Origin of the sequence: Rhodococcus daqingensis, assembly GCF_042665615.1 — a bacterium.
In the GTDB taxonomy this organism is placed as follows: Bacteria; Actinomycetota; Actinomycetes; order Mycobacteriales; family Mycobacteriaceae; genus Rhodococcus_G; species Rhodococcus_G daqingensis.
Genome location: NZ_JBHTCS010000012.1, coordinates 40,786 through 65,906 on the forward strand (window position 1 = coordinate 40,786; position 25,121 = coordinate 65,906).

Annotated in this window: 23 protein-coding genes; 11 read left to right on the forward strand and 12 right to left on the reverse strand. The window is 69.0% G+C overall.

The window, feature by feature from the left end; translation table 11 throughout:
* The first annotated feature begins 23 nt into the window (after positions 1–23).
* Positions 24–1,541 carry an FAD-dependent monooxygenase gene (locus ACFQS9_RS10480; protein WP_378404607.1) on the forward strand — a complete coding sequence of 506 codons (1,518 nt, stop codon included), beginning with the start codon at positions 24–26 and terminating at the stop codon, positions 1,539–1,541.
* A 49-nt stretch (positions 1,542–1,590) separates the two neighbouring features.
* On the opposite strand, the gene ACFQS9_RS10485 is transcribed toward ACFQS9_RS10480, so the two are convergent.
* The 5 genes from ACFQS9_RS10485 to ACFQS9_RS10505 form a co-directional block, all read right to left on the reverse strand.
* Positions 1,591–2,166, reverse strand: a complete 576-nt coding sequence (locus tag ACFQS9_RS10485) for a dihydrofolate reductase family protein (RefSeq protein WP_378404256.1) — start codon at positions 2,164–2,166, stop codon at positions 1,591–1,593.
* A 128-nt stretch (positions 2,167–2,294) separates the two neighbouring features.
* Entirely contained in the window at positions 2,295–3,164 is an 870-nt protein-coding gene (locus ACFQS9_RS10490; protein WP_378404258.1) for an SDR family NAD(P)-dependent oxidoreductase, read from the reverse strand.
* A 31-nt stretch (positions 3,165–3,195) separates the two neighbouring features.
* A complete protein-coding gene (locus ACFQS9_RS10495; protein WP_378404260.1) occupies positions 3,196–4,017 on the reverse strand; it encodes an alpha/beta fold hydrolase in 822 nt (273 codons plus the stop codon).
* Positions 4,018–4,137: 120 nt separating this feature from the next.
* The gene (locus ACFQS9_RS10500; RefSeq protein ID WP_378404262.1) at positions 4,138–5,379 is read right to left on the reverse strand and encodes an aspartate aminotransferase family protein; all 1,242 of its coding nucleotides are present in this window, start codon (positions 5,377–5,379) and stop codon (positions 4,138–4,140) included.
* Positions 5,376–6,446 carry an SDR family oxidoreductase gene (locus ACFQS9_RS10505; protein ID WP_378404609.1) on the reverse strand — a complete coding sequence of 357 codons (1,071 nt, stop codon included), beginning with the start codon at positions 6,444–6,446 and terminating at the stop codon, positions 5,376–5,378. Before ACFQS9_RS10505 ends, ACFQS9_RS10500 begins: the two co-directional genes overlap by 4 nt.
* A gap of 325 nt (positions 6,447–6,771) precedes the next feature.
* On the opposite strand from ACFQS9_RS10505, the gene ACFQS9_RS10510 reads away from it, so the two are divergent.
* From ACFQS9_RS10510 to ACFQS9_RS10525, 4 genes are all read left to right on the forward strand, one after another.
* Positions 6,772–7,605, forward strand: coding sequence for a thioesterase II family protein (locus tag ACFQS9_RS10510; protein WP_378404264.1), 834 nt, complete (start codon positions 6,772–6,774; stop codon positions 7,603–7,605).
* Between the two features lie 86 nt (positions 7,606–7,691).
* On the forward strand, positions 7,692–8,735 hold the full coding sequence (locus ACFQS9_RS10515; protein WP_378404266.1) for an isochorismate synthase: 1,044 nt from the start codon (positions 7,692–7,694) through the stop codon (positions 8,733–8,735).
* The gene (locus ACFQS9_RS10520; protein WP_378404268.1) at positions 8,695–9,522 is read left to right on the forward strand and encodes an SDR family oxidoreductase; all 828 of its coding nucleotides are present in this window, start codon (positions 8,695–8,697) and stop codon (positions 9,520–9,522) included. Before ACFQS9_RS10515 ends, ACFQS9_RS10520 begins: the two co-directional genes overlap by 41 nt.
* 29 nt (positions 9,523–9,551) lie before the next feature.
* The gene (locus tag ACFQS9_RS10525) at positions 9,552–11,201 is read left to right on the forward strand and encodes a (2,3-dihydroxybenzoyl)adenylate synthase (RefSeq protein ID WP_378404270.1); all 1,650 of its coding nucleotides are present in this window, start codon (positions 9,552–9,554) and stop codon (positions 11,199–11,201) included.
* Positions 11,202–11,233: 32 nt separating this feature from the next.
* On the opposite strand, the gene ACFQS9_RS10530 is transcribed toward ACFQS9_RS10525, so the two are convergent.
* Positions 11,234–11,458, reverse strand: a complete 225-nt coding sequence (locus tag ACFQS9_RS10530) for an RNA-binding S4 domain-containing protein (RefSeq protein WP_378404271.1) — start codon at positions 11,456–11,458, stop codon at positions 11,234–11,236.
* Positions 11,459–11,505: 47 nt separating this feature from the next.
* On the opposite strand from ACFQS9_RS10530, the gene lysX reads away from it, so the two are divergent.
* From lysX to ACFQS9_RS10550, 4 genes are read left to right on the forward strand one after another with little or no spacing between them, the layout of a single operon-like run.
* Positions 11,506–14,862, forward strand: coding sequence for a bifunctional lysylphosphatidylglycerol synthetase/lysine--tRNA ligase LysX (gene lysX / locus ACFQS9_RS10535; RefSeq protein WP_378404273.1), 3,357 nt, complete (start codon positions 11,506–11,508; stop codon positions 14,860–14,862).
* Positions 14,859–15,545: a DUF998 domain-containing protein gene (locus ACFQS9_RS10540; protein WP_378404275.1), complete on the forward strand. Its 687-nt coding sequence runs from the start codon at positions 14,859–14,861 to the stop codon at positions 15,543–15,545. Before lysX ends, ACFQS9_RS10540 begins: the two co-directional genes overlap by 4 nt.
* Positions 15,542–16,360 (forward strand): alpha/beta fold hydrolase, encoded by an 819-nt coding sequence (locus ACFQS9_RS10545; RefSeq protein ID WP_378404277.1) that lies wholly within the window; start codon positions 15,542–15,544, stop codon positions 16,358–16,360. Before ACFQS9_RS10540 ends, ACFQS9_RS10545 begins: the two co-directional genes overlap by 4 nt.
* A 4-nt stretch (positions 16,361–16,364) precedes the next feature.
* The gene (locus ACFQS9_RS10550) at positions 16,365–16,979 is read left to right on the forward strand and encodes a histidine phosphatase family protein (protein WP_378404279.1); all 615 of its coding nucleotides are present in this window, start codon (positions 16,365–16,367) and stop codon (positions 16,977–16,979) included.
* A 22-nt stretch (positions 16,980–17,001) separates the two neighbouring features.
* Here ACFQS9_RS10550 and ACFQS9_RS10555 read toward each other — a convergent pair whose 3' ends face one another.
* Entirely contained in the window at positions 17,002–17,298 is a 297-nt protein-coding gene (locus ACFQS9_RS10555) for a putative quinol monooxygenase (protein WP_378404281.1), read from the reverse strand.
* A 443-nt stretch (positions 17,299–17,741) separates the two neighbouring features.
* Between ACFQS9_RS10555 and ACFQS9_RS10560 the strand changes: the two genes are divergently transcribed.
* Positions 17,742–18,674 (forward strand): alpha/beta hydrolase, encoded by a 933-nt coding sequence (locus tag ACFQS9_RS10560; protein ID WP_378404612.1) that lies wholly within the window; start codon positions 17,742–17,744, stop codon positions 18,672–18,674.
* Here ACFQS9_RS10560 and ACFQS9_RS10565 read toward each other — a convergent pair.
* From ACFQS9_RS10565 to ACFQS9_RS10580, 4 genes are all read right to left on the reverse strand, one after another.
* The gene (locus tag ACFQS9_RS10565) at positions 18,671–19,960 is read right to left on the reverse strand and encodes a PucR family transcriptional regulator (RefSeq protein WP_378404283.1); all 1,290 of its coding nucleotides are present in this window, start codon (positions 19,958–19,960) and stop codon (positions 18,671–18,673) included. The genes ACFQS9_RS10560 and ACFQS9_RS10565 overlap by 4 nt on opposite strands.
* Positions 19,961–20,082: 122 nt before the next feature.
* The gene (locus ACFQS9_RS10570) at positions 20,083–20,571 is read right to left on the reverse strand and encodes a hypothetical protein (protein WP_378404285.1); all 489 of its coding nucleotides are present in this window, start codon (positions 20,569–20,571) and stop codon (positions 20,083–20,085) included.
* Between the two features lie 370 nt (positions 20,572–20,941).
* Positions 20,942–21,850 (reverse strand): cutinase family protein, encoded by a 909-nt coding sequence (locus tag ACFQS9_RS10575; protein ID WP_378404287.1) that lies wholly within the window; start codon positions 21,848–21,850, stop codon positions 20,942–20,944.
* 143 nt (positions 21,851–21,993) lie between these two features.
* On the reverse strand, positions 21,994–22,911 hold the full coding sequence (locus ACFQS9_RS10580; protein WP_378404288.1) for a cutinase family protein: 918 nt from the start codon (positions 22,909–22,911) through the stop codon (positions 21,994–21,996).
* A 193-nt stretch (positions 22,912–23,104) separates the two neighbouring features.
* Between ACFQS9_RS10580 and ACFQS9_RS10585 the strand changes: the two genes are divergently transcribed.
* Complete coding sequence (locus ACFQS9_RS10585; RefSeq protein WP_378404290.1) at positions 23,105–23,287, forward strand: hypothetical protein; 183 nt, start codon at positions 23,105–23,107, stop codon at positions 23,285–23,287.
* A 72-nt stretch (positions 23,288–23,359) separates the two neighbouring features.
* Here ACFQS9_RS10585 and ACFQS9_RS10590 read toward each other — a convergent pair whose 3' ends face one another.
* Entirely contained in the window at positions 23,360–25,075 is a 1,716-nt protein-coding gene (locus tag ACFQS9_RS10590) for an Ig-like domain-containing protein (RefSeq protein WP_378404292.1), read from the reverse strand.
* Positions 25,076–25,121 lie beyond the last annotated feature (46 nt).

Sequence of the window (25,121 nt, forward strand, 5' to 3'; positions counted from 1 at the left end):
GACTGCAGAATTGGGAGGCCGGTATGTCAGTCACGATCGTAGGAGCGGGTCCCACCGGTCTGACGCTGGCCTGTGGCCTACTGATGCGGGGCGTCGAGGTCCGGATTGTGGACGCGGCCCCCGGACCGACAACCACGTCGCGGGCGATCGGACTGCAACCGCGCGGGGCAGAGGTGCTTCGCCGGATCGGGGCACTGGGGACCCTGCCCGAGGAGGCACTCGCGATGCAGCGAATGTGTATCAACACGGATCGGCGCGAGGTCCTGTCGTTCGACGTGGACGAGATCTTTCACCAAGCCGGCTACGGCCCGCTCATGTTGGTGTCCCAGGCGCCCATCGAGGCCTCCTTGCGCAGGCGGTTCGCGCAGCTAGGGGGTGTGATCGAGTGGGCAACCGCCGTCGTGGCTGCCTCACAGGATTCGACCGGAACCTGGGTCGAACTCAGTTCCGGAGAACGACTCCGCAGCGATTGGCTGGTCGGCTGCGACGGGGCTCACAGCATTGTGCGCAGGTCCGCGGACATTGAGTTCCGGGGCACAGCTCGAGTTGAACGATTCTGGATGGCCGACGCGTATGTGAACACCTCGGCCGATCACGGCACCTACTCGATGTGGATGCACAACGAGGGAGTGGTACACGCCTTTCCGCTGCCCAGCGCCGGCCGGCAGGATTTGTGGCGGTTGGCCGCCGACGCGCCCCTCGACCGGACGTCCGAGCCATCCGAACAAGAAGTTCTCGAGTTTCTGGGCGGCGCCGTCACGCGCCGCACCCAGATGACCGACCTTTCCTTCAAGAGTGTGCAGTGGGCCACGAGCTTCCGCATCCGTCAGCGGCTTGCCGATCGGTATCGCCGCGGCCGAATGCTGATAGCCGGGGATGCCGCACATATCCACAGCCCGATCGGGGGCCAAGGCATGAACACCGGTATCGGCGATGCGGAGAACCTGGCATGGAAGCTTGCCCTCGTTTCTTCCGGACGGGCGAGCGAGGCACTGCTCGATACGTACGCGGCCGAGCGACGCCCAGTCGCGCGAGCGTCCGTTGCGGCAACGGGCGCCGCCACTCGCGCCACCCTGTCGCGCAACCCTCTCGCCGACTGGCTGCGAACCGGAGTGCTCTCACTGTTGGCGGGACGCAGGTTCGTTCAGGATCGAATTGCATCGTCCGTGTCCCAGATGAGCGTCAGCTATCGGCGCGGCCCACTCGGCTCCCGGCGGGTTGTCGACCGGGGACCGATCCCCGGAGATCGCGTGCCGAATCTGCGGCTGGGCGGCGGGGGCGCGCTGCATGATGTTCTCGATGGCCGCTGGGCGGTTGTGGCGACGGATGCCGACACGGCCGAGCGGTACGCCGACAGGGCGCGCACCCGGCTTGGTCAGGGCGCGGTCGTGCCGTTGACGCCGATGGAGAACCGGATCCCCGCCTCGTCAGAGGTGATGCTGGTCCGCCCCGACGGCCACTTGGCAGTTCGCACTTCGCGACCGCCCGAGGTCCTCGATCGCTGGCTTCAGAGGATGCTCGAGAACGGAACGACGCGATAGCCGAGGCAACCGCGGCAGATCCGGCGCGCCCGATCTGCCGCGGTGTTGCTCAGCGCACGACGTCGTAGACGAGCTTGGCCACTCCGTTGGAGTAGGTCGCGGAATCGCGCAGGCGCAGCTGCTGCTTGTCCCGGTCGGCCCTGTTGAACAGGCTCTTACCCTCGCCCAGCAGCACCGGGAACACCAGCAGGTTGTACCGGTCGATCAGATCGGCGTCCGACAGACGCCGGGCCAGCTCGGCGCTGCCGTGGATGAAGATGGCGCCACCCTCGCTCTGCTTCAGCGAGGCGATGTCCTCGATCGACCGCAGAATCGTGGTCGGACCCCAGCCCTCGAGTACTGCATCGTCGGTGAGGCTGGTCGACACCACGTACTTGGGAAGTTCCTTGTACGCGGCGTGATCGGCGGAGTCGCGCCAGAACGGGGCGAACGCCTCATAGCTGCGCCGGCCGAACATCAGCGCGGTCGTCTCGGCGAGTTCTTCGCCCTTGAGCGAGTAGGCCTCGGGTACGAACTCCGTGTCCATCACCCAGCCGCCGCTGCGGTGCCCCTCCTCCTTGCCACCCGGTGAGTCCACGACGCCGTCGAGCGACATGAAGCCGGTGTAGACGAGTTCACGTGTCAAAATTCCTCCTGAGATCCGAAAGCGGAGACCGCTCGTGACTGCCCTGGAACTGATCGCCCGGGTGGACTGTATCCGGGGTGCCCGGGTCCAGACCACCCGGTCGATCATCGGGGAGCACCGCTGACCGATCAGCCGGGCCAGGTGAATTCGGGGTCGGTGATGTAGTCCTGGCGGCGGGCGTCGAGTGCCATGGCGACCATCTGGTGCGCGCCCGGGCCGATGATCTTGCGCAGCGGCGGGTTCGGGTCGCTCACCAGGTCGAGCAGGCCGGCGGCGGCGACTTCCGGTGCGGCTTCCACCCATTCGCCCTCGGCGGCCGGTTCGGCCGGCTCGCTCGAGGCTTCGGTCGACGGCAGAGCCGCCATGTCCGGGTAGTCCCGCATGCCGAGAATGGACTCGCGGACAGCCGAGTACACCGGGATGCCCTCGGCGAACTTCATGCTCGACTTGGCCCAGTCGGTGTCGAAGCCGCCCATCTGGGCGAGGGTGACCTTGATGCCGAAGGGGCGCAACTCGTCGGCGAGGGAGGCGCTGAAGCCCTCCAGGGCCCACTTGCTGGCGTTGTACATGCTGAACAGTGGCAGGGAGCCGACCGCGCCGACCGTCGAGATCTGCACGATGTGACCGGAGGCCTGCGCGCGCAGGTGGGGTAGCGCGGCCTGCGAAACCCACAGGGCGCCGTAGAAATTGGTGTCCATCTGGTCGCGGATCTGGGTTTCGGTCAGCTCCTCGAGCGCGCCGACGAGACCGTAGCCCGCATTGTTGACAAGCACGTCGACGCGGCCGGTGACGTCGAAAGCCTTGGCCACCGTGGCGAATACCTGATCGCGGTCGCGCACGTCCAGTGGCAGCACCGTGAGTCGCTCGTCGGTGAGGTCGGACATGGTGTGCGGATCGCGGGCGGTCGCGACAACGGTGTCGCCGGAGGCCAGCGCCGCCACGGTGAACGCTCGGCCAAGACCGCGATTGGCGCCGGTGATGAACCAAGTTCTGGACAACGGAGTTCCTTTCGTGTGGATCGGAAGTTCTTCAGGCCGATGCTTCCATGACCGTTTCGCGGATGGCCTCGGCGACCGCGCGGAAGTCCTTGCGGAGGATCTTGGAGTGGTTGCTCGGGACCTTCGCGCTCACCGTGATGTTCGGATTGCGGGCGAGCACCGGGTCGAGCGATGCGCGCACGGCCTCCATCTCCTCCTGACCGCCACCGAGATTCGCACCCGTGGCGAGCACGTATCGCACCGGGTCGACGACCCGGTCGAGCACCGGTGCGATGGCGGCGACCAGCTCGTTGATCTCGATATTGACCTCGGCGTGCTCATCGGCGCTCATCCGCGCGGCCATGCCCAGCGGGCGGGCAAGCGGGAGGATGAAGCGCATGCGGCGGAACAGCTTTCGGATTCGTTCGCGACCTTCCTCGCCGGTCAGGCCGTAGGGCATCGCACCGTCCACGCACACCACACCCAGGGGGCGGCCGGGGTTTCGTTCGGCCCAGTGCACCGCGGTCGTCGCACCGTAGGACCAGCCCACCAGGATCGGCCGGCCGGTCACCCCGCGGGCGGCCAGGACGGCGTCGACATCACGCACACACGCCTCGAAGGAGTAGTCGGCCGAGGTCCTCGACTTGCCCCGGGCCCGTTCGTCGAAGGTGATGTGCCGGAAGCCGCTTCCGAGTTCGGCGATCACCGGCCGCCAGTGCGACTGGTCGGCGTAGGCGCCGTTGAGGTAGACGATGGTCGGGCCGGTGCCGCCGGTGTCGGTCACCGCGAGCGCGGTGTCGTCGACGGTGACCATTCCTGTCCAGGCCGAACTGGTCGAGGCCGGAACGGCGCTGCCGGTGTGTGCGCGGGTCATAGACGCTCCTCCACTTCTGGAACGAGACGTTGCGTCTCGTTGATGGGTAAGACTCTGCATCATGTCGACCCGCTTGTCAAGACGAGACGTATCGTCTTGTTTGAATCTTGGTCGTGACCCCTAGGACACTGTGCCGGAAACCTCGATCAAGGCCTTTTCGAACGCTGCGACAACCGCACGTTCTTCAGCTCGCGTGATGACGGCGGGTGGTGTCAGCCGAAGGACGCCGTGATTGTTGAGCGAGTGGTTCACGATCACCCCGTGCGAGAGGAGCACTGAGCCCACCTCTGCGACAAGATCCGGACGCTCGAATTCGATCCCGATCAGCAGGCCACGTCCCCTGACCTCGCGAACCAAGGAGTCCATCCACGGCCGGCAAGCCTCCCGGAGGCCGGTGAGCATCCTGGTGCCGACTTCCTCCGCGTGCTCCGGAATTCGGTCTGCCACAAGTGTGTTCACCGTCGCGATGACCGCCGCCGATGCCAATGGGGACCCACCGAAGGTCGAAGTATGCAGTGTCGGATCGTCGCCGATGGGCCGAAACACCTCGTCGGTGGCCAGCACCGCCGCGACGGGCACCACGCCGCCCGACAGCGCCTTTCCGACGAGCAGAATGTCGGGGCGGGACACCTCGGGCTGGTGGGCCCACATCGACCCGCAGCGACCGAGCCCGGTCTGGATCTCATCGACTATGAGCAGCGCCCCGAACTGTGCGCAGAGGTCGGCGACCGCGCTCAGATAGCCGGGCGGAGGTATCACGACGCCTCCCTCGCCCTGGATCGGCTCCACGAACAACGCTCCCCTGCCTGCACACTGCCGAAGCTGCTGCTCGAGCGCGGTCAGGTCGCCGAAGTCGATGACGTCCACGTCGAACAACGGACGGAAGATCGACTGGTAGCGATCGTTGGCGGTCACGGACAGGGCACCCAGGGTCTTGCCGTGAAATCCACGTCGCATGGTCATGAGTGCGGTCTTGCCGTTGGCTCTCGCGAGCTTGATCGCGAGTTCGGTCGCCTCCGCGCCGGAATTGGTGAAGAACACCTTGTCGAGGCCCTCGGGAGCGATGCCACACAGTGCTCTCGCAGCCCCCGCGTGAAGGGGATCCAGCAACAACCGGGTGGCGAGGGGATTCGTGTGCAGCTGCCGGGACACCGCCTCCACCACGGCCGGGTGCGTATGCCCCAGGAGAAAGACCGCGTACCCCCCGCAGTCGATCAGTTCGCGTCCGTCAGAGGTCCGCACGATCGCGCCGTGTGCCTCGATCTCCACCGGCACCGACATGAACTCGGCGAGGCGGGCGCGGCCGGCCCCCAGGTACCCGCGGTAGTCGTCCACCACCTGGCGTCGGTCCACGTGATTCATGCGGCGACCCGGCACTTGACCTTCGCGGGCACAAAATAGCGCTCCACGGTGCGTTCCACTGCTTGCCTGGCAAGTGAACCGGGCGCCATCACACCGTGAAACAGGCCCGACCCGAGGTCCGAGCGGAAGCGATCGGCCGTGTGCACCGAACTCAATGCCACCATGTTCTCGAAGAGCAGCATGTTCCGCGTTCCAAACGTGTCCCGGAACGCCGGAAGGATCAGGCGCTGAACCGTATCCAGCGGGAGAAAGGGAACATCCACGGGCGCGAATCCGTACTCGCTGCGCACGTCAACCGCGGCTTTCATGATCTCCGATACCGTGAGGGACTCGCTCCCCGCCGTCAGCCAGTAGGTGCCACCGTCGAGGTCCTGATCGAGCACACGGCAGAGAGCGGCAGCCAAAATATCCTGCGGCACGAAGTCGATCGGGGTGTCGTCCTCCAAGACCGACACGGGAAGCATCCCCTTCACCCAGGCGCCGATGAAGGTGTGCAGCCCCTGCCGACGAGCAATCGCCCCCGTCGATGAATCCCCGATGATCAGGGACGGACGCAGAATCACGTGGTTCAGGCCGCTGTCCCGGACAGCCTGCTCGCCCGCAACCTTGCTCAGCAGGTAGGCGTCGCGCCCGGCAGCGCAGGTCGTTCCGGTGACCCGGCGCGCGGCGTGCCGCCGCGCCACGAACGACGAGCTCACGTGAACGAAGTCCGCACCGGCGCTCCGGGCCAAGCCGAGGACATTCCGTGTGCCCTGCGCGTTGACGGCCTCGAACCCGCCTCTGCCCGCATTGAAGTCGACCACGGCCGCGAGGTGAACCACCCGGCCGATGCGATCCGCCACCTCGGCGTACCGATCGCCCAGTCCCAAGCCGGCGACCGATGTATCGCCCCGCACCCAGGTCACGTTCTCCTGCGCGGCACCCGGCTGACGCCGGTAGAGCGCGAACACCGGGCGGTCGGTGATCAGCTCCAGCAGAGCCGAACCGAGCACCCCGGTCGCGCCGGTGACGAGTACCGCCGGCAGGTCCGTACTTCCGGGAGGATGTCTGCGAACTGTTCCATACATAAGGGTCGACCTCTCCAAAGTCCATTCTCGGGTAATCCGTTGTCTTCGAGTCTCGCCCGGTCAGCCGATCTGCCGCGTCCCCCTTCGGACTGGCAAGCGCCACCCAAGGGCGGGGTCCGTTCCACACGCATGTGTGAGGTCGTTCCTGGGCCGACTCCGAACGCGGTGGCCTCATCCCAAGGGGTGGGGAAAGGCACCCTTCTCGTGGGTGTGCACCACCACTTCCGGTGATGGTTTCCCGGCCGCCGACAGCGCACGCTTGGAGGTGTCCAGGAGACGGGAGCACAACGACTCTCGTCGACGCTCCGAGAAAGCAGTGCAATTCATGAACGAAGATCCGAACTTCGACAGCGAATGGCTGAAGGTGTTCCACCCCGCCGATCGCCCCGATCGGTTGATGATCTGGTTTCCGCACGGCGGCGCGTCCGCCACGAGCGCTTTTCAACTGTCGAAGCTGCTGTCGGGGCGGGTACCGATCGCCGCGGTGCAGTATCCGGGCCGGGCGAATCGGGCTGCCGAACCCCATGCCGAGTCGTTCGTCGAGATCGCCGACCACGTCGTCGACGCGCTCCGCGACACCCCCGTGCGTTCGGTGTCCCTGATCGGCCACTGCATGGGCGCGATCGTGGCGTTCGAGGTCGCCCGGCGTCTGGAGCGGGAGTCGAACGTCACCGTAGAACGCCTCATCGTGTCGGGCTCGGTGGCTCCGAATCTATTGGCGAAGAACGCAGTTGCCTCTACCGACCACCATGTCCGCTCCGATGTCCACGCGCTGGGCGGGACCGATGCGCGAATTCTCGCCGACGACACGCTGCTCGACGTGTACCTCCCCGCTCTCCGAGCCGACTATCGGGCGCGGGACGGCTACCGGTACCTGGCGGGTCAGCCATTGACGTGCCCGATCACCGCCATGGTCGGCGACGTCGACCCGCTGATCCGACTCGACCATGGAGTCGCCGCGTGGGAGCAGTACACAACCGGAGGGTTCGAACTGCACACGTTCGACGGGGGCCACTTCTACTTCATCGACCGGATCGCCGCCGTCGCACAGCTACTCGCCGAGACATGGCGACGGCAACCGCCGTTCACATCCAGCACCTCTGACGAACAACGCGATCGAGAAGCGATGGGAGGCAATCAGTGCCAACGAACGACCTGAACCGACGAGCCCGGCACGCCGACGAGCCCCGGGATCCCTGCGTCTTCATACTGTCGCGACCCCACGGGAAGGTCGTCGCGCGAGGCGTGCGCCGCCGATTCGACGACACCGACAGCGCAATCTCGGCCCTCCGCGACGGCACGACTCGGATCATCGCGGGCGCGTTGCCCTTCGACCACAGCAACCGCTGTGCCCTCATCGAACCCTCGGCCGTTTCCCGGAATTCGCCACTCCCCGGTCGCACGCCGGCCACCAGGGGGACACTGCGGATCCGCTCGTCGGAACCCACCCCCGACGAGCACGCGCGGCGCGTCGGCAAAGCGGTCGCGATGATCCGGTCCGGCGAACTGGAAAAGGTGGTGCTCGCCCGGCGATTGGTTCTCGAGTCGACTGTTCCCATCGACCCGATCGACGTCCTCGACCGCCTGGTCAGGCGCGACCACGCATCGAACGGCTACCTGGTGGACCTGTCGACATCGCACACCGCAGGCCCGGTGCTCGTCGGATCGAGCCCCGAGGTCCTGATCCGCCGGTCGGGCCGAACCGTCAGCTGCTTCCCCTTGGCCGGATCGGCCCCACGCAGCTCGGACCCTCTGAAGGATCGCGCGCACGCGCGGATGCTGAGGGGATCCGGAAAGGACCTTCGCGAACACGCATTCGTCGTCGATTCGGTGCGTGCCGCCCTGGCCGAGCTGTGCGTCAACCTGCAGATACCTGCGGGTCCGGACGTGATCGCCACACCCCAGATGTGGCATCTCGGCACCGCCATCAGCGGAGAACTGCGCGACCCCGAACTCACCGCCCTGGACCTCGCGCGACAGATGCACCCGACACCCGCGGTGTGTGGCACGCCGAGGACCGCCGCGCAGGGAGCCATCGCGGATATCGAGGGCGATCGAGGCCTATACGCCGGGGCCGTCGGCTGGTGCGATGCCGCCGGTGACGGCGAATGGATGGTCACCATTCGATGCGCCGAGATCAGCGCGGACGGCCGGACACTGGTCGCGTTCGCTGGGGGTGGCATCGTGGCCGACTCGGACCCCACCCAAGAGCTGGCCGAGACGACCGCGAAGTTCGGCACCATCCTCGATGCGCTCGACGCGCGGGGGCTCGAGCGCCGCCGTGCCTAGCGGAATCGAGGGCTGCGCTGTGGTGACGGGCGCCGCGAACGGTATCGGCCGGGCCATCGCGTTGCGCCTCGCGGCCGGCGGGCGTCGGCTGGCCCTGATCGACCAGGACCGTGACGGCCTCGACCGGGTACTCGAGTCCTTGAATGGCCGTGGGGATCCGGCGGATCAGGCCTCCACGGCCCATGTCGCGGACGTCACCGACAGCCGTCAGGTCAGCGACGCCATCGAGGACATCGAGCGCGTCAACGGGCCCATCGAGGCCCTGGCGCACGCCGTGGGTGTCCTGCAGACCGGGGCGATCCTCGATGCGGATCCCGCCGTCAGCCGCCACACCTTCGACGTCAACGTGATGGGGGTCCTCAACGTGGCGAGGTGCGCCGGGCTCAAGATGCGTACTCGGAGGTCGGGCGCGATGGTGATCGTCGGCTCGAACGCGGCGGGCGTGCCACGGGCGAACATGGGCATCTACGGCGCCTCGAAGGCGGCCGCCGAGATGCTGACCCGAGTGATCGGACTCGAACTCGCGGGCTGCCAGGTCCGGGCGAACATGGTCGCTCCGGGATCAACCGACACGGGCATGCTGGCGGCGATGTATCCGGACAGGGACGCGATGATCAGGGCATCCATCGACGGCGATCCGGCGGCTTTCCGGCCGGGAATTCCCTTGGGCCGTATCGCTGATCCCGATGACATTGCGGGAGTGGTGGAGTTTCTGCTGTCCTCCGACGCCCGACACATCACCATGCAGACCGTCTACGTCGACGGTGGGGCGGCACTACACGCATGAGCCCGTTGCGCACACCCTTGGAGGACGACATGCTCCCAACCCATCTCGCGGCATCGGCGGGAACAGATGGCGTCGTGCCATATCCCGAGCACTGTGCGCGCCGCTACCGATCGGCGGGCTATTGGCGTGACGAGACGCTGCAGGAGTTCGTGATTCGCCGATCCGACCGATTCGGTGACCGCACGGCGTTGCGGGGGCTCGATCATCACGGTCGAGAACTGACCCTGACCTACCGCGACCTGGCGGCGCGGACTGCCCGGGTTGCGGCCGGATTCGCCCATCATGGGATCGTCGCGGGCGATCGGGTTGTGGTCCAGTTGCCCAATCAGATCGAGTTCATCGAGGCCGTCCTCGCACTCTTCCGGCTGGGCGCGGTTCCGGTTTTCGCACTACCCGCCCACCGGCGCGAGGTGGCCCACTTCGTCGAGTTGAGCACCGCAGCGGCGTATCTGGTTCCAGCGGTGCACGCCGGCTTCGACTACCGCGAACAGGCCAGGGAGATCCGGCGCTCCGCATCGGCCCCCCTCCTCGTCGTCGTCGCAGGAGAGCCCGCGGAGTTCGTGTCGTTCGACAGCCTGCGCACACATCCGCCCGCGGCGGATTTCCCTGCCGTCCAGCCGGGCGATGTCGCACTGCTGCAATTGTCCGGCGGCACAACAGGTGTGCCGAAACTGATTCCGCGCACACACGCCGACTACCTGTACTCGATCACGGCCTCGACCGAGATCTGCCGGATCGACACGGACACCGTCATGATGATCACCTTGCCCGCTGCGCACAATTTCCCGATGAGTTCGCCAGGATGGCTGGGCGCGCTGCACGCCGGCGGCCAGGTCGTGCTTGCCCCAGATCCGTTCCCCAGCACTGTGTTCGGACTGATCGAGCAGTTCGCGGTGACAATGACCGCGCTCGTCCCGCCCCTGGCGGTTGCCTGGCTGTCCGCACCCAGCGCCGCCGCCCACGACCTGTCGTCCCTGCGGGTCCTGCAGATCGGCGGCGCGAAGCTGGATGCTCAATTGGCGCGACGGATAATCGCGGAACTCGGGTGCACATTGCAGCAGGTCTTCGGGATGTCGGAGGGCCTCGTGAACTACACCAGGCTCGACGATCCCGAAGAGACGATCGTGACCACCCAGGGCCGCCCGATCAGCGCTGATGACGAACTGCGGATCGTCGACGACGACGGCATGCCGGTCAGGCGCGGTGAGTCCGGCCACCTCCAGACGCGGGGCCCGTACACGATCAGGGGCTATTACCGAGCTCCGGAACACAACGCCATCGCGTTCACCGAGGACGGGTACTACCGCACCGGCGACATCGTTCGGCTCACCCCGGCCGGCTACCTCGTGGTGGAGGGCCGCGCCAAGGACCAGATCAACCGGTGTGGTGAAAAGTTTGCCGCCGCGGAGGTCGAGCAGGTGCTCCTCGGTCATCCCGACGTCCGTGACGCCGCCGTGATCTCGGTACCCGACCTACACCTGGGCGAACGGAGCTGCGCCTTCCTCGTGTCGTCGGGCGGTGAGCACGACGCTCCCTCCGCGATCGACATCCGAAGATTCGTTCGCGGTTGCGGGCTCGCCGCGTACAAGGTCCCGGACCAGATCGAATTCCTGACCGCGCTGCCGACGACCCCGGTCGGCAAGGTCGACAAGCGAGCGCTTCGGGATCGGATCGAGTGAACCGGTTGGGAAACAGGATCTGCCCCGCGCCGTCACTCCTCGCGCGACACCCGCACGCTGATCCCGCCGAGCTCCACCACGTCGCCCTCGCGCAGCTGACGGCCCCGCCGGACCTCTTCCTCGCCGTTCACGCTGACCAGCCCGTCGGCGATGACGGCCTTGGCGTCGGCGCCCGATTCGATCAGGTTCGCCAGCTTGAGAAACTGGCCGAGGCGGATCGACTCGTCGCGGATCGGTACATCTTCGGGCGCGGGCACATGTTCATCATCCCCCACGCGGCGAGAGAACCCTTCACACTGGGTAGATGACGCCGATCACCACGACCGAATCGTCACTCCAGCCGGGTCATCCGGCACCGAAGACGCTGGGCAGACCGACCAATGCGCGACTGCGGCAGGTGCCTCACATCGCCGGTCTCGTGATCGGCGTCTACGCAACCCTGGTCTTCCTGTGGAGCATCTCGCCGGTGCTGCGGTATTTCGTCAGGGTGCCGCGCGAATACGTCGACAACTATTACTTCGACGCGCCGGACACCAGCATCTCCTGGGCTCTGGTGCTGGGGCTGCTCGCCGCGGCGCTGGCCAGCCGCAAGCGGATCGCGTGGTGGTTGCTCACCATCTACCTGGTCCTGATCGCCCTCAGCAACCTGGCCGTGGCCATCGCCGACCGCAACATCAACGCCGCGGTGGCCCTGGTCGTGCACCTCGCGGTGATCGGCGTGCTCATCGCCGCGCGCTCGGAGTTCTATACGAGGGTCCGGCGCGGGGCGGGGTGGAAGGCGCTCGGCGTGCTGATCATCGGCCTCGCCGTCGGCACCCTGCTCGGCTGGGCCATGGTCGAGTTGTTCCCGGGAACCCTCCCGTCGGATCAGCGGTTCTTCTGGTCCCTCAACCGGGTCGCCGGCGTCGTCGTCGTGGACAACGAGCAGTTCGACGGACGCACACACGGTTTCGTGAACACGCTGCTCGGGCTGTTCGGCGCCCTCGCGCTGCTGGCGGCGGTGATCACCCTGTTCCGGTCGCAGCGGTCCTCGAACGCGCTCACCGGCAGCGACGAGTCGGCGCTGCGCGGGCTGCTCGCCCGCTCGGGTGCCGAGGACTCGCTCGGCTACTTCGCCACCCGCCGCGACAAGGCGGTGGTCTTCGCGCCCAGCGGCAAGGCGGCCGTCACCTACCGGGTCGAGCTCGGTGTCTGCCTGGCCAGCGGCGACCCCATCGGGGACGAGGAGGCGTGGCCGCACGCCGTGGACGCATGGTTGGACCTGGCCTCCACCTACGGGTGGACCCCCGCCGCGATGGGTGCCAGCGAGCTCGGCGCCACCGCCTACGCACGTGCCGGACTGACCGTCCTCCAGCTCGGCGACGAAGCGATCCTGCACACCCGCGAGTTCAACCTGGGCGGCCGGGAGATGCGTCAGGTCCGCCAGGCGGTCAATCGAGTTCGCAAGCAGGGCATCACCGTTCGGATGCGACGTCACCGTGACATCCCACCGGAGGAGATGGCTCGGGTGATCGCCAGAGCGGACGCCTGGCGCGACACCGAGACCGAGCGCGGCTTCTCGATGGCCCTCGGGCGACTCGGTGATCCCGCCGACGGCGACTGCCTGCTGGTGGAGGCGGTCGACGAGGCGGGCCCGAACGGGGAGGGCGCGGCCGACGGCGAGGTCCTCGGCATGCTCTCGCTGGTGCCGTGGGGTCCGACCGGGGTCTCGCTCGACCTGATGCGCCGGAACCCGAAGGCCCCCAACGGTGTCGTCGAGCTGATGGTGACCGAACTCGCCACCGGCGCGGACCGGTTCGGCGTCAACAAGGTGTCGCTGAACTTCGCCGTGTTCCGGTCGGTCTTCGAGGAGGGCGCCCGCATCGGCGCCGGTCCGGTGCTGCGCGTGTGGCGGTCGATCCTGGTGTTCTTCTCCAAGTGGTGGCAGCTCGAGGCGCTGTACCGCTCCAATGTGAAGTACCAACCGGATTGGGCACCGCGCTACCTGTGCTTCTCCGACAGTCGGGTGCTGCCCAAGGTGGGCATGGCCTCCGCGGTGGCGGAGGGCTTCGTCACGCTGCCGCGGTTCGGGCGCCGCGACATCAGCAAGCACACCGGCACCCACGTCGCGGTGCCGCAGGCGGTGGCGGCGGCCGGGCTGCTGCATTCGGACGGCAGTGCACCCGACGACGTCACCGCACCCGCCATCGAGAGTCCCGGGCCCCGTCGCCCGGAGCAGGTCCGGGTCCGGATGGACAAGCTGGACCGGATGTCCGAGGCGGGCATCGACCCGTACCCGGTGGCCTACCCGCCGACCCACACCGTCGCCACGGCCGCCTCCTCCCCGGAGGGCACCCGGGTCCGGATCGCCGGGCGGCTCATGCGGATCCGCGCCTACGGCGGCGTCGCGTTCGCCGAGGTCCGGGACTGGTCCGGCGACCTGCAGGTGCTGTTCGACCGCACCACCGTCGGCGACCGGCTCGACGAGTTCACCGCCGATTTCGACCTCGGCGACCTCATCGAGGTGAGCGGCACCATCGGGCGCAGCCGCAAGGGCGAGCTGTCCCTGCTCGCGACCGAATGGCGGATGAACGGCAAGTGCCTGCACCCGCTGCCGGACAAGTGGAAGGGCCTGTCCGACCCGGAGACCCGGGTGCGCCAGCGCTACCTGGACCTCGCCATCAACGCCGAGGCCCGCGACCTGCTCACCGCCCGCAGCGCGGTGGTGAAGTCGCTGCGGGACTCGCTCACCTCGCGCTCCTTCCTGGAGGTCGAGACCCCGATCCTGCAGCAGGTGCACGGCGGCGCCAACGCGGCGCCGTTCCTCACCCACATCAACGCCTACAACCTGGACCTGTACCTGCGCATCGCGCCGGAGCTCTACCTCAAGCGGCTGTGTGTGGCGGGCATGGAGCGGGTCTTCGAGATCGGCCGGGTGTTCCGGAACGAGGGTGTGGACTTCAAGCACAATCCCGAGTTCACGATTCTGGAGGCGTACGAGGCGCACAGCGACTACGAACGCATGATGGTGCTGTGCCGGGAGCTGATCCAGGCGGCGGCGGTGGCGGCGCACGGCCGGGAGATCGTGCTGCGCCCCGGGCCGGACGGCGAACCGGTGGAGATCGACATCTCCGGCGACTGGCCGGTCAAGACCATGCACGGCGCCGTCGCGGAGAAGCTGGGGGTGGAGGTGACCCCCGAGACCCCCATCGAGGAGCTGCGGCGGCTCTGCGACGAGAACGGGATCCCGCACCAGTCCGACTGGGACGCGGGCGCGGTCGCACAGGAGATGTACGAGCACCTCGTGGAGGACCAGACCGAGTTCCCCACCTTCTACACGAACTTCCCCACCTCGATGTCGCCGCTGACGCGGCCGCACCCCACCATCCCCGGCGTCGCCGCGAAGTGGGATCTGGTGGCCTGGGGCGTCGAGCTGGGCACCGCGTACAGCGAGCTCACCGACCCGGTGGACCAGCGGCAGCGTCTCACCGAACAGTCCCTGCTCGCGGCCGGCGGCGACGAGGAAGCGATGGAGCTGGACGAGGACTTCCTGCAGGCCCTCGAACACGCGATGCCGCCGACCGGCGGGATCGGGATGGGTGTGGACCGGATCGTCATGCTCATCACCGGCGGCAGCATCCGGGAATCGCTCGCCTTCCCCCTGGCCAAGCCGAAGCAGTGATTCCGGCGGCGCCGCGGGCGCAGCGGCGGACCAGGATCGCGACGCTGACGCTGCTCGTGGTCGGTGCGGTCCTCTACTCGTCGTGGCTGCTCGAACTGGTGCTCCCGACCGGACTCGACCCGACCGAGGCGTTCGCCAGCGAGCTCGCGGCGCTCGACCAGCCCTACGGGTTCGTCTTCCGCACCGGCGACCTGTGCACGGGCATCATCCTCACCGTCGCGGGCGTACTCGGCCTGACGCTGCGCCCGCGCCGGGCGCTCACCACCGTCGGATGGGCGGCGCTCGTCGTCTTCGCGATCAGCACCGCCGCCGATTCCCGGATGCCGCTCAGCTGCGCCGCGCACGCGAGCGCGCAGTGCGCGGCGCTGGAGGCGGCGGGCCTGAGCGAGAGCGCCCGGCTCCACGCCGTCACGAGCTGGTTCGCGGCGGTGTCCGCGGCGGTCTCCGGCCTCGCGTTCATCGCCGCCGCATTCCGCTACCGGTGGCCGCGGGGTCAGCGGGTGTTCGGTGTCGTGCTGCTGTGCGCCTACCTGGCGGGCACGGTGTGGCTGTACTTCGCGACCGGTGGCGGCGACGTCTGGGGTCTCGGGGTGGCCCAGCGGCTCCAGCTTGCCGCCACCACCGGCTGGCTGATCTTTGTGGCGCTGCACACGTCTCGGGGGCTGCGGGAGGGTTCCACGTGAAACCACCCGGCACGTTCGTCGAGGTCGGGGGCCGATCCGTGCACGTGCTGGTGGAGGGATCCGGTCCCCCGGTGGTCCTCGTCGGCGGCCTCGCCGGCAACTGGTTCGACTGGGACGCGGTCGCGGCGCTGCTCACCCGGGTCTGCACCGTGGTGCGGTTCGACCGGCCCGGGTTCGGGCTCAGCCCCGCCTCCGGTGAGTCGCCGACGGTCCGCAGCGAGGCCGACCGGATCGGCGCGGTGCTCGACGCGGTCGGCGTGCGCGCACCCGCAACGGTGGTGGGGCACTCGATGGGTGGCTGGTACGCCGAGGCGTTCGCGCGGTTGTACCCGGAGCGGGCCGCGGCGCTGGTGCTGCTCGACACCAGCATCCCCGCCCGGCACCCGGTCGCGCTCCCCCGCCGCTGGCGGTTCGGGCTGGCCGCCGCGCTCGCGAGGAGCGCCTCGGCGAGCGGCCTGCAGCGCCGGCTCGGTCCGGCGGTGCGCCTGCTCACCCACGGCGCGCCCGATCCGGGTGCCGCCGACTGGATTCGACCGACCTTCACCGCCCCCGACTACCTGCGCGCTGCGCTGATCGAGAACGCGGCGTACCCGTACCTGGGCGCGGAACTGGAGCGGCTCCGCCCGCTCGGTCCGCTGCCCCCGACCTTGGTCGTGGCGGCCGACTCCGGCCGGTCGCGGCGCTGGGTCCGCAAGCAGCAGCAGCTCGCCCACCGGCTCGGTGCCCAGTTCGAGTCGCTCCGACCGGCCCGGCACAACATGATGGCGGACCGTCCGGCCTCGGTCGCCGCGCTCATCGCGGGCATGACAGTCTGACCGGGTGCAACTGCTGCTGATCCGTCACGCGCTGCCCGAGCGCATCCTCTCCGCCGACTCCGCCGACGGGGCGGATCCCGGCCTCACCGAGGACGGCCACGCACAGGCCGGACGGCTACCCGACGCGCTCGCCCCGTACCCGATCTCCGCGATCGTCAGCAGCCCGCAACGACGGGCCCTCGAGACCGCGGCCCCGGTCGCGGCGGCCCGCGGGCTCACCGTGTCTGCCGACCCGGGGCTCGCCGAGTACGACCACCGGCGCGCGCACTACGTGCCGATCCACGAGGCCAAGACGATCGCCCCGGACGCCTACGCGCGCATCCTGGCCGGACACCTCCCCGAGTTCGTCGACGAGCCGGAGTTCCGGTCCCGGGTCCACGAGGGCCTGAACCGGGTGGTCGCGGGGGCCGACCACGACAACACCGTCGCCGTGTTCGCGCACGGTGGGGTGATCAACGTGTACCTCCAGGGCCTGCTCGGACTCGACCGCCCGCTGACCTTCCCGATCGACTACGCATCGATCACCCGAATCCTGGTCTCCCGCAACGGCAACGCGCGGGTGGCGTCGGTGAACGAGACCGGCCATGTGCGGGACCTGCTGGTCAGGCACCGCCCGTAGCGACCCGGCGCGATCGCCGGACTCAGGCCCCGATCGGCGTCAACGGGTGGATCTGCGGCGCACCCGCCAGGTGTGCGCCGAACGTGCCCATGGCGGCCTGCAGATGCGGCGTCGTCATGTGCGCCTGCAGCGCCTCCTGACCGGTCCACGTCTCGACGGTGACAAAGGTGCCGGGGGCCGCTGACGATTCGTACAACTCGTAGCCGAGGCAGCCGTCCTCGCCGCGGCTGGCGGCGGCCAGCGTCGACAGGCCGTCCCGCACGATCTCTTCCGACCCGGGCTTCGCGGTGATGGTGGCCACCACCTTCAGATCCGACATCGACTCCCTTCCCACGGCCCGCCCCGTGCGGCCCGTTCCGGTCACGCTGCTTGCCCGCGAGCACCGTCCGCGGGGTTATCCAAACCCCGAACTGGACGCTTGTACGTAAAAACTGGACGCTCAGTACAGAAGCGGGCCGATTTCTCGTACGGGCAGGCCGGTGGCAGGCCCGGCGATCCGCCCTAATGTCCTTGAACATGCCAGTGACCGCCATCACATATTGACCGCGCAGAGCGGCGTCCCCGCCGCGCGCACCGATGACGATCGCGTTCCCTGCGAAGCCCAAGGATGTCCACGTGACCAGCAGTGAAGTTGTGGAGTTTGTCAGTGCCGGCGACCGCGAGTTCGGTTCGACGCCTGCGCGGTTCGTCGACGGCTCCGCCGCGCCACAGCCGGGCCACCTCCCGACCACGGTCGATCGCCAGGAGATCCGCGGCACCAGCATGCAGTCGCGGATGCTGGCCCAGGCACTGCGAATGACGGTCCGGCCGGTCATCTCGATGTGGGCCAGGGCATCGGCGCTGCCCTGGCCGATGAAGTACCTCGACGACATGAGCGCCCGGGTGCACCCGCCCATCGAGGGGACCCGCAGCCACACCATCCTGCTCGACCACTGCAGCGCGCAGTGGGTCAAGGCGGACGGCGCCGACGGTGATCGCGTCATCCTCTACCTGCACGGCGGCGGATTCCTGTTCTGCGGGGTCGGCACCCACCAGCGCCTGGTCTCGCGGATCTCGGCCGCCGCACAGGCACCCGTCCTGATGGTCGACTACCGGATGCTCCCCACACACAGCATCAGTGACGCCGTCGACGACGGGGTCAACGGCTACCGCTGGCTGCTGGCCAAGGGCTACCGGCCCGACCAGATCGTGATCGCCGGCGACTCGGCGGGCGGCTACCTGTCCTTCATGATCCCGCTCGCCCTCCGCGACCACGGCCTGCCCGGCCCCGCCGGGATCGTGGCGCTCTCGCCCCTGACCGAGATGGACCCCGCCCGCAAGACCGAACACCGCAACGCCGGTCGCGACGCCATGCTCCCGAGCCACGCCCTCGACGAGCTCGCCAGGATCTCCGATCGCGTCGACTCCCGGTCCGGGGCGGTCCGCGACCGGATGTGCCCGGTCGACAGCGACCTGCGGGGATTGCCGCCGGTCCTGATCCAGGTCGGCTCCCACGAACTGCTGCTGCCGGATTCCGAGCTGATGGCCGACCGGCTCGCCGAGGCCGGCGTGCCCTGCGAGCTGCAGGTGTGGCGTCGCCAGGTGCACGTGTTCCAGGCGGCCGCCGATCTGGTGCCGGAGGCGCAGCGCGCCATCGAGGAGATCGCCTACTTCGTCCGGACCGCGACGCCGGAGCCGCTGAGCGTGGTCCGTTAGCCACCCGTGCCCGGGGCGGGCGTGTCAGGTCCCGCCTCGAGCACGGCCGCGCCGAGCCAATGACACAGCGCCAGCGCGATCTCGAGGTCGAGACGGCCGTCACGGAGCTTGTGCCCGAGCTGGTCCTCCGCCTTGCGGAGCCGATAGACCACCGAGTTCTTGTGCATGTTCAGCTGTTCCGCGGTCGCGGTGTAGCTCGCGCCGTTCGCCAGGAACACGCGGATCGTCTCGCGCAGCCGCTCGCTCGCGGCGTCGTCCACGGCCAGCGGGCCGAGCATGTCGCGCACCCACATCCGGGCCGCCGGCACGTCCGCAGCCATCAGGGCGACCGCCCCGACCTCCGCACTCGAGACGACCAGGGGGCCGCGGCGCGCGGAGTTCTGCGCCACCACCTGCGCCGACATCGCCTGCTGGTGAGTGCGCCGGAATCCCGCCGCCCCCTCGGCCGGCGCCCCGACCGCGAGTTTGACCGGCTGCTCCCACCCCGCCACGATCTGCCCGATCGCCGAGATGTCGACCGCGGGCCCGACCGCCAACCAGGCCCACGCCTCGTTGTCGGCGCGGGGCAGTATCAGCGGCGCCGCCGTGCACCCCAGCTTGTCCGCGAGGGCACCGACCGAGCGCTCGAGGAAACCCGTATCGTCCGCGCGGGACTCGGTCGGCTCGGTCCACACCGCCAGGGCGAGGTGCCGCTGGCCCAGCCGATACCCGAGGGCGAGTTCGGCGGCGGGCAGGTCGGTCGCCCGTCCCGTCAAGAGCTGCCCGATGCAGGCCTCGCGGGAGGCGTTGCTGCGGCGCAGCCACAGCTCACGCTCGGCCTCGTAGGCGGCCGCCAGCTGGTGGGCCACCCGATCGCCGAAGCCGGCGGTGTCGGTCATGATGAGCAGCGCCGCCTGGGAGACGACCGTCGCGTCGTCGCTGAGCAGTTCCATCTGTTCGAGGCACCACCGCATCACGGTGTCACTGGACAACCGATTCGCCCGCTCCATCGCGGCGGGCGAGACACCACGCTGGGCGAGCCTGCGCGCGTGCTCCACCGCCGTCGCCGGCACATCGGTGCGTCCCGCCTCGATCCGGTGCTGCAGGATCTGACGGATCGCCGCCAGCGACTCCACGGTGGCGGCGGCCTGCATGGTGGCGACCAGCGGATCCCGGGCCTCCTCCATCTCGGAGGTCAGCCGATCGATCACCCGCGCCTTGAGTTCCTCGCTCTGCGCCTCCATCACCGAGGCGAGCGCAACGACGAGCTCCCGCGCGGCCGAGGCCGAGTCACCTGAAGATCGCATGCCGCCGCTTCCCTCGCGCCCGGCCACATGGCCGGGCTGTCCGCCGTGTCGCAGGGCATTGTGCCGGACCCTCGGCCCCGTGGCCAGAGAATCTGGTGTCGCCCCTGGCCGGGGCGGGTCGATCACGGCGACGATGTCCCCGCTCCGATCGCACCCGGTCGCCGGCTGCGCTGGCCCGCGATCAGGAGCACGAGCAGCACCACCCAGGCGGCGAGGAAGGTGAGTACGCAGATCGAGGTGAGCGTGTTGCTCACCGCGATCGTGCCCGAATTGACCCCCACGACCTGCGTGAACACCGACTTCTCGGCGTCCGCGTCGTCGCCGACGTCCACGAGAAAGAACCCGAACCCGAACATCGCCGCCCACACCACCAGGTGGGTGGCCCACTTCGGCGGGGTGAGCCGGCCCGCGCTCGCGGGCACCCGCTGCGTGATCGCGAGGATGGAAGACAGTCCGAGGGCGAGGATCAGCACCGGGACCGCGGTGTAGGTGAGGATCACGATCCACCACCCGCCCGCGCCGAGGAACGCGCGGCCGATCCAGACCCACAGGACGAGTAGCAGGTTCAGCGGGATCATCACGTAGAAGGTGAACGCCCTGAGCTCGGTCATCGCCCGAATCTAGCCCGGCGGGCGCGCCCACCCACGACGATGGCGCGCCCGGAACAGCGGGCGCACCTCTGTCGGCCGCGGTCAGGAGCCGAACAAGCCCCCGATTGTCGCTGTCCCATGGCCCGAAGCGTCGAAGACCGCGCGGGCGGTGGTGCCTCCTTGACCGTCGATCTGTGCGCCGCAGAAGGTCCCGGTGGAATCCGAGACGATGCCGTCGAAGGTGACGGTAATGCTGCCCCGAACACGAATTTCTTTGAAAGCCTTCAGATTTGAGGGCTTCGTGGTTCTTCGAACACCTACCAGCCTCATGGATGAAAGAGCCGGGAGCCATCACCAGCGGGGCGGGAAGCCCTCACCCCTGCGGGGCAGATCAGGCCTTGGCGCGCAGCCAGCCCGCCAGCCACGCGGTCGGGGTGCTGCCCGCCGCGTCGACGGCGTAGCCCTGATAGTTCTGGTGGGCACCCGAACCGTAGAACGCCGCGAGCTCGTCGCGGCGCTGCGCGTTGGCCTGATCGCTCAGCTGGCCCTGCAGCGTGGGAACGCCACCGGCACCGAGCAACTCGTTCCAGAGCGCACCGGCATCCGGGCGTTTGAGCAGCTCGTCCACCGAGCCGGCGTCGGAGTTCTGGACCGTGACGCCCGCGATCCGGGTCACGAAGTCGTCGCGCTCGGTGGCGCAGTACAGGTCGCCGGGCGCGCAGAAGGTGACCGTGCGGTCGCCGACCGCGCCGAAGCCGCCCATCCGCGGACCGCCCGAGCCGAAGCCCGGAACCGGCGGGCCGATCAGCACGTCGGTCGCCGCGCGCCGCGGGTCGGAGAGCAGGCCGACTCCCGCCACCCTCTCGGGCCGCACCGGACTCAGACCGGAACCGATCTCCGCGGCCAGATCGCCCGCCGCGTCAGCGCCCTGGCTGTAGCCGACGATGCCGAACCGCGTGTTGACGCAGGTCCGCTGCATCGTTTCCAGCAGGCCGCGCGCATTGTCGACGGCCTGCCGCTTCGACGCCGCGTAAACCTGTGTCTCCCAAGGGAATGCGGTCGCGGCGTAGGTCACGTAGTCGGTTCGGATGGTCGGCGAGGCCAGCGCGCCCGTCACCGCGCCGAGCATGCCGGGAGTCGGCTGCCTGGCTGGTCCCGTCTCCCAGGTGCCCGGGATGGACACCACGTAGAGGCTCGGGCAGCCGGCACCGGGCGAATCGGCCTGGGCCACTCCCGCGGAGATGCCGATGGTGGCCGCGGCGACGGCGGACGCCAGTGCGAGGGTCTTCTTCAGGCTCATGGGTGGCGCTCCGTGGGCTCGTGGCAGGCGGATCGGGCACCTTCAAGCCTGATCGGCGGCGCGCACGGCAACCATCGCCACTGGGGTGGAGATCACTCACCCGTGGCGGGTTGCCCCGTTCCCCGGGGCAACCCGCGATTGGGTCACGCGCGGTCGCGCAGCCAGCCCGCCAACCAGGCGGTCGGCGTGTTGCCCGCCGCATCGACGGCGTACCCCTGGTAGTCCTGGTGGGCACCCGAGCCGTAGAACTTCTCGAGCTGCTTCCGACGGCCCTTGTTCGCCTCGTCGGTGAGCTGGTTCTGCAGCGTCGGGATGCCACCGGCGCCGAGCAGGTCGTTCCAGATCATCGTGGCCTCGTCGTCGTAGCTCGGCGAATCCGAGGAACCCGGATCCGAGTTCTGCGCGAGGAATCCGGCCATCCGGGTGACGAAGTCGTCGCGCTCGGTCGCGCAGTACAGGTCGCCCGGCGCGCAGAAGGTCACCGTGCGATCGCTGACCCAGCCGAACCCACCGATCCGCGGGCCTCCCGAGCCGATCCCCGGCACGGCCGGGCCGATCAGCACGTCGCTGTCCGCTCGCCTCGGATCGGAGAGCAGCCCGACGGCCGCCACCTTCTCGGGACGGATGGTGCTGGTACCGGTGCCGATCTCCGCGGCCAGATCACCCGCCGCGTCCGCACCCTGGCTGTAGCCGATGATGCCGAAACGCGTGTTCGCGCAGTCCCGCTGCATGGCCTCGAGCATGCCGCGCGCATTGTCGGTCGCCTGCTTCTTCGACGCCCCGTATACCTCCGCCTCCCAGGGGAACGCGGTCGCCGCGTAGGTGACGTAGTCGGACCGGATCTTCGACGCGGGAAGCGCGTTCGTCACCGCCGCGAGCATGCCCGGGCCGGGCCGCTTGTCGGGCGCGGTGGAGGTCTCCCAGGTTCCGGGGATCGCGACCACGTACATGCTCGGGCAGTTTCCTGCCGGAGCGGCCTGGGCGGTCGCGCCGGAGATCACCGTGCCCACCGTGGCAGCGGCGAACGCGGACAGGACCGCGATGGTCTTCTTCAGGCGCATTGTGCGAGCCCCCTCTTTCCTTCCGATTCCCGGTCCGGCCAGCACATGCTGCCATCGGGAGGTATCAAAAAGATGCACAGACGATGAACGAGACGGTACCGCAATCACCGGTGATCTCGCGCACCGATCCCACCCTCTGCGACGCCTTCGGGCCGGCCGCAGGCGAGACCCCGCTGCCGGGCAGAATCGGACCATGGTCGACACCCCCGTGATCCTGACGATCGTCTCCGTCTGCGTCGGGTTCGTCCTGTTCGTGACCGCCGCCAGCGGCGCCCGTGGACGCTGGCGCCGCGGCGTGGTGATCGCTCTCTTCGCGGCCGCGATCTGCTTCCTCACCGTTGTTCCGCTGACCGTCGCGCTCACCGCGGGCATCTAGGCGCTGACGCGCAGTGGCGCGGTTGCGGAGTGTGGGGACTCCGTAACCGCACCACTGCGGCGCAGCCGCATATCAGGAGCCGAAGAGGCTCTCCAGGCTGCCCAGTCCGCCGCCGTTCCCCGGACCGGTGGCGCCCGGCACCGTCAGCGTCTGCGGGGCCGAGGCGGAGCTGGTGAACCCGGCATCGCCGGTGAACTCCGCCGTGACGTTGTAGGTACCGGAGTTGTGGAACGTGGTGGGCAACGTCGCCACACCGTCGACCACGTCGACCGGTCCACCGATCAGCGAGGTGCCGATCTTGAACTGCACCTTGCCCTTGGCGTTGGCCGGGTCGACCGTCGCCCTCAGCGTCACCGGGACGTTCTTCTCCACGGTGCCGGGCGCCGCGAGGGTGGTGGTCGTCTCCACGTCAGCGGGCGCGGGCGTGGTGACGCTGACGGGGAACGCCAGGGAGGTCGACGGCGCGAAACCCTGAGCGCCGCTGAACTTTGCGACCACCCGATGGGTTCCGGTCGTGGTGAAGGTGTACGGCGCCACGGCGATCCCGTCGGTGCCGACCATGCCGGTCACCGGGGCCCCGCCGTCGACGATGAAGTTCACCGTGCCGCCGGTGCCCGCGGGGGTGACCCGCGCGGTGAGGTTCACGTCCTGGCCCACCTTGGCGTCGGCCGGGGCCTCTACCGTGGTGGTGGTCGCCGTGTCCGGCGGCGCGTCGGTGGTGACCTTGACGAGCTTGGCCGCCGAGGTGGATCCCACGAATCCGGACGCGCCGGAGTAGACCGCGGTGATCGAGTGATCGCCGTCGGTGGTGAACGTCGTCGTGATGGCCGCGTTGCCGGCTGCCAGCGGGATCGGGTCGCCGAGCGGGGCGTCACCGTCCTTGAACTGCACCGTGCCGCCGGTCGCCGCGGGCGCGACGTTGGCGGTCAGCGTGACCGGGGTGCCGTTCTTGGCGGTCCCCGGGCCGGCGAGGGTGGTGGTCGTGTCCTTGTCCGCCTCGGTGATGCCGGTCGTCGCCAGCGGGCCTGCGCCCGCGTTCAGGGGCGCGGTCGCGCTGTCACGCGGGGTGCACTGGGTCGGGGCCCACGCGGTGACGAACAGCGCCGTCGCCTTCGGCAGGAACGTCAGGAAGTTCGCGTCGTTGGCCCACTGCCCCGCGGACCCACCGGTCCGGAGCTTGATGTCGACGTTGCCGGACGCGCCGGCCCGCAGCCGGGCCTTGACCTTGGGCAGTTGGAAGGTGGTGTTCGCGCCGCCCGCCGCGGGCGCGACGATGCCGCCCTCGGAGCTCTTGCTGGAGGTGGGACTGTTTCCGATGACCGCATTGTTGCCCGAGAGCCGGATCACGGTCCCGTTCGGGTCGACGACGCCGTTCTCGTTGACCCGCAGCACATTGGGTGCGACGCCGCTGAGCCCGGAGCTGGTACCGGGCACGATGTCCGCGCCGAGGAACTCCGCATTCTGTGGGACGGCGACGTCGATCTTGATCCGCGAGACGTTCTGCACGTTCGCTCCCGACACCGAGTTGGGATAGGTGATCGGCGGGGGCGCGATGGTGACCTCGTACTCCTGGCCGGCGTCGACCGTCGTGGGGGCATCGATCGTCACCGAGGACGGCTGCGACTGCGTGGTCGGTCCGGCGACGGCCGAAGGGGTCGCGAGGCAGGAAGCTGTGAAGTTGGTGGTGACCGGGGCGGCCTGGGCGGGCACGCCGCCGAAGACGGTGATCCCGACGGCGGCCGCTGCGGTGATCGGAGTCGCCAGCCGCCGAATTCTCTTGTTCTGCATGAATTCTCCTGGGATAGGGAAGGCCTGGGACCCACCCGGACCGGGG

Excerpts from the sequence above, each read along its gene's own strand:
- ACFQS9_RS10480 (WP_378404607.1), top strand. The coding sequence starts at position 24 with ATGTCAGTCACGATCGTAGGAGCGGGTCCCACCGGTCTGACGCTGGCC.
- ACFQS9_RS10495 (WP_378404260.1), bottom strand. The coding sequence starts at position 4,017 with ATGACCCGCGCACACACCGGCAGCGCCGTTCCGGCCTCGACCAGTTCG.
- ACFQS9_RS10500 (WP_378404262.1), bottom strand. The coding sequence starts at position 5,379 with ATGAATCACGTGGACCGACGCCAGGTGGTGGACGACTACCGCGGGTAC.
- ACFQS9_RS10505 (WP_378404609.1), bottom strand. The coding sequence starts at position 6,446 with ATGTATGGAACAGTTCGCAGACATCCTCCCGGAAGTACGGACCTGCCG.
- ACFQS9_RS10510 (WP_378404264.1), top strand. The coding sequence starts at position 6,772 with ATGAACGAAGATCCGAACTTCGACAGCGAATGGCTGAAGGTGTTCCAC.
- ACFQS9_RS10520 (WP_378404268.1), top strand. The coding sequence starts at position 8,695 with ATGCGCTCGACGCGCGGGGGCTCGAGCGCCGCCGTGCCTAGCGGAATC.
- ACFQS9_RS10525 (WP_378404270.1), top strand. The coding sequence starts at position 9,552 with ATGCTCCCAACCCATCTCGCGGCATCGGCGGGAACAGATGGCGTCGTG.
- lysX (WP_378404273.1), top strand. The coding sequence starts at position 11,506 with ATGACGCCGATCACCACGACCGAATCGTCACTCCAGCCGGGTCATCCG.
- ACFQS9_RS10555 (WP_378404281.1), bottom strand. The coding sequence starts at position 17,298 with ATGTCGGATCTGAAGGTGGTGGCCACCATCACCGCGAAGCCCGGGTCG.
- ACFQS9_RS10560 (WP_378404612.1), top strand. The coding sequence starts at position 17,742 with ATGCAGTCGCGGATGCTGGCCCAGGCACTGCGAATGACGGTCCGGCCG.
- ACFQS9_RS10565 (WP_378404283.1), bottom strand. The coding sequence starts at position 19,960 with ATGCGATCTTCAGGTGACTCGGCCTCGGCCGCGCGGGAGCTCGTCGTT.
- ACFQS9_RS10570 (WP_378404285.1), bottom strand. The coding sequence starts at position 20,571 with ATGACCGAGCTCAGGGCGTTCACCTTCTACGTGATGATCCCGCTGAAC.
- ACFQS9_RS10575 (WP_378404287.1), bottom strand. The coding sequence starts at position 21,850 with ATGAGCCTGAAGAAGACCCTCGCACTGGCGTCCGCCGTCGCCGCGGCC.
- ACFQS9_RS10580 (WP_378404288.1), bottom strand. The coding sequence starts at position 22,911 with ATGCGCCTGAAGAAGACCATCGCGGTCCTGTCCGCGTTCGCCGCTGCC.
- ACFQS9_RS10585 (WP_378404290.1), top strand. The coding sequence starts at position 23,105 with ATGGTCGACACCCCCGTGATCCTGACGATCGTCTCCGTCTGCGTCGGG.
- ACFQS9_RS10590 (WP_378404292.1), bottom strand. The coding sequence starts at position 25,075 with ATGCAGAACAAGAGAATTCGGCGGCTGGCGACTCCGATCACCGCAGCG.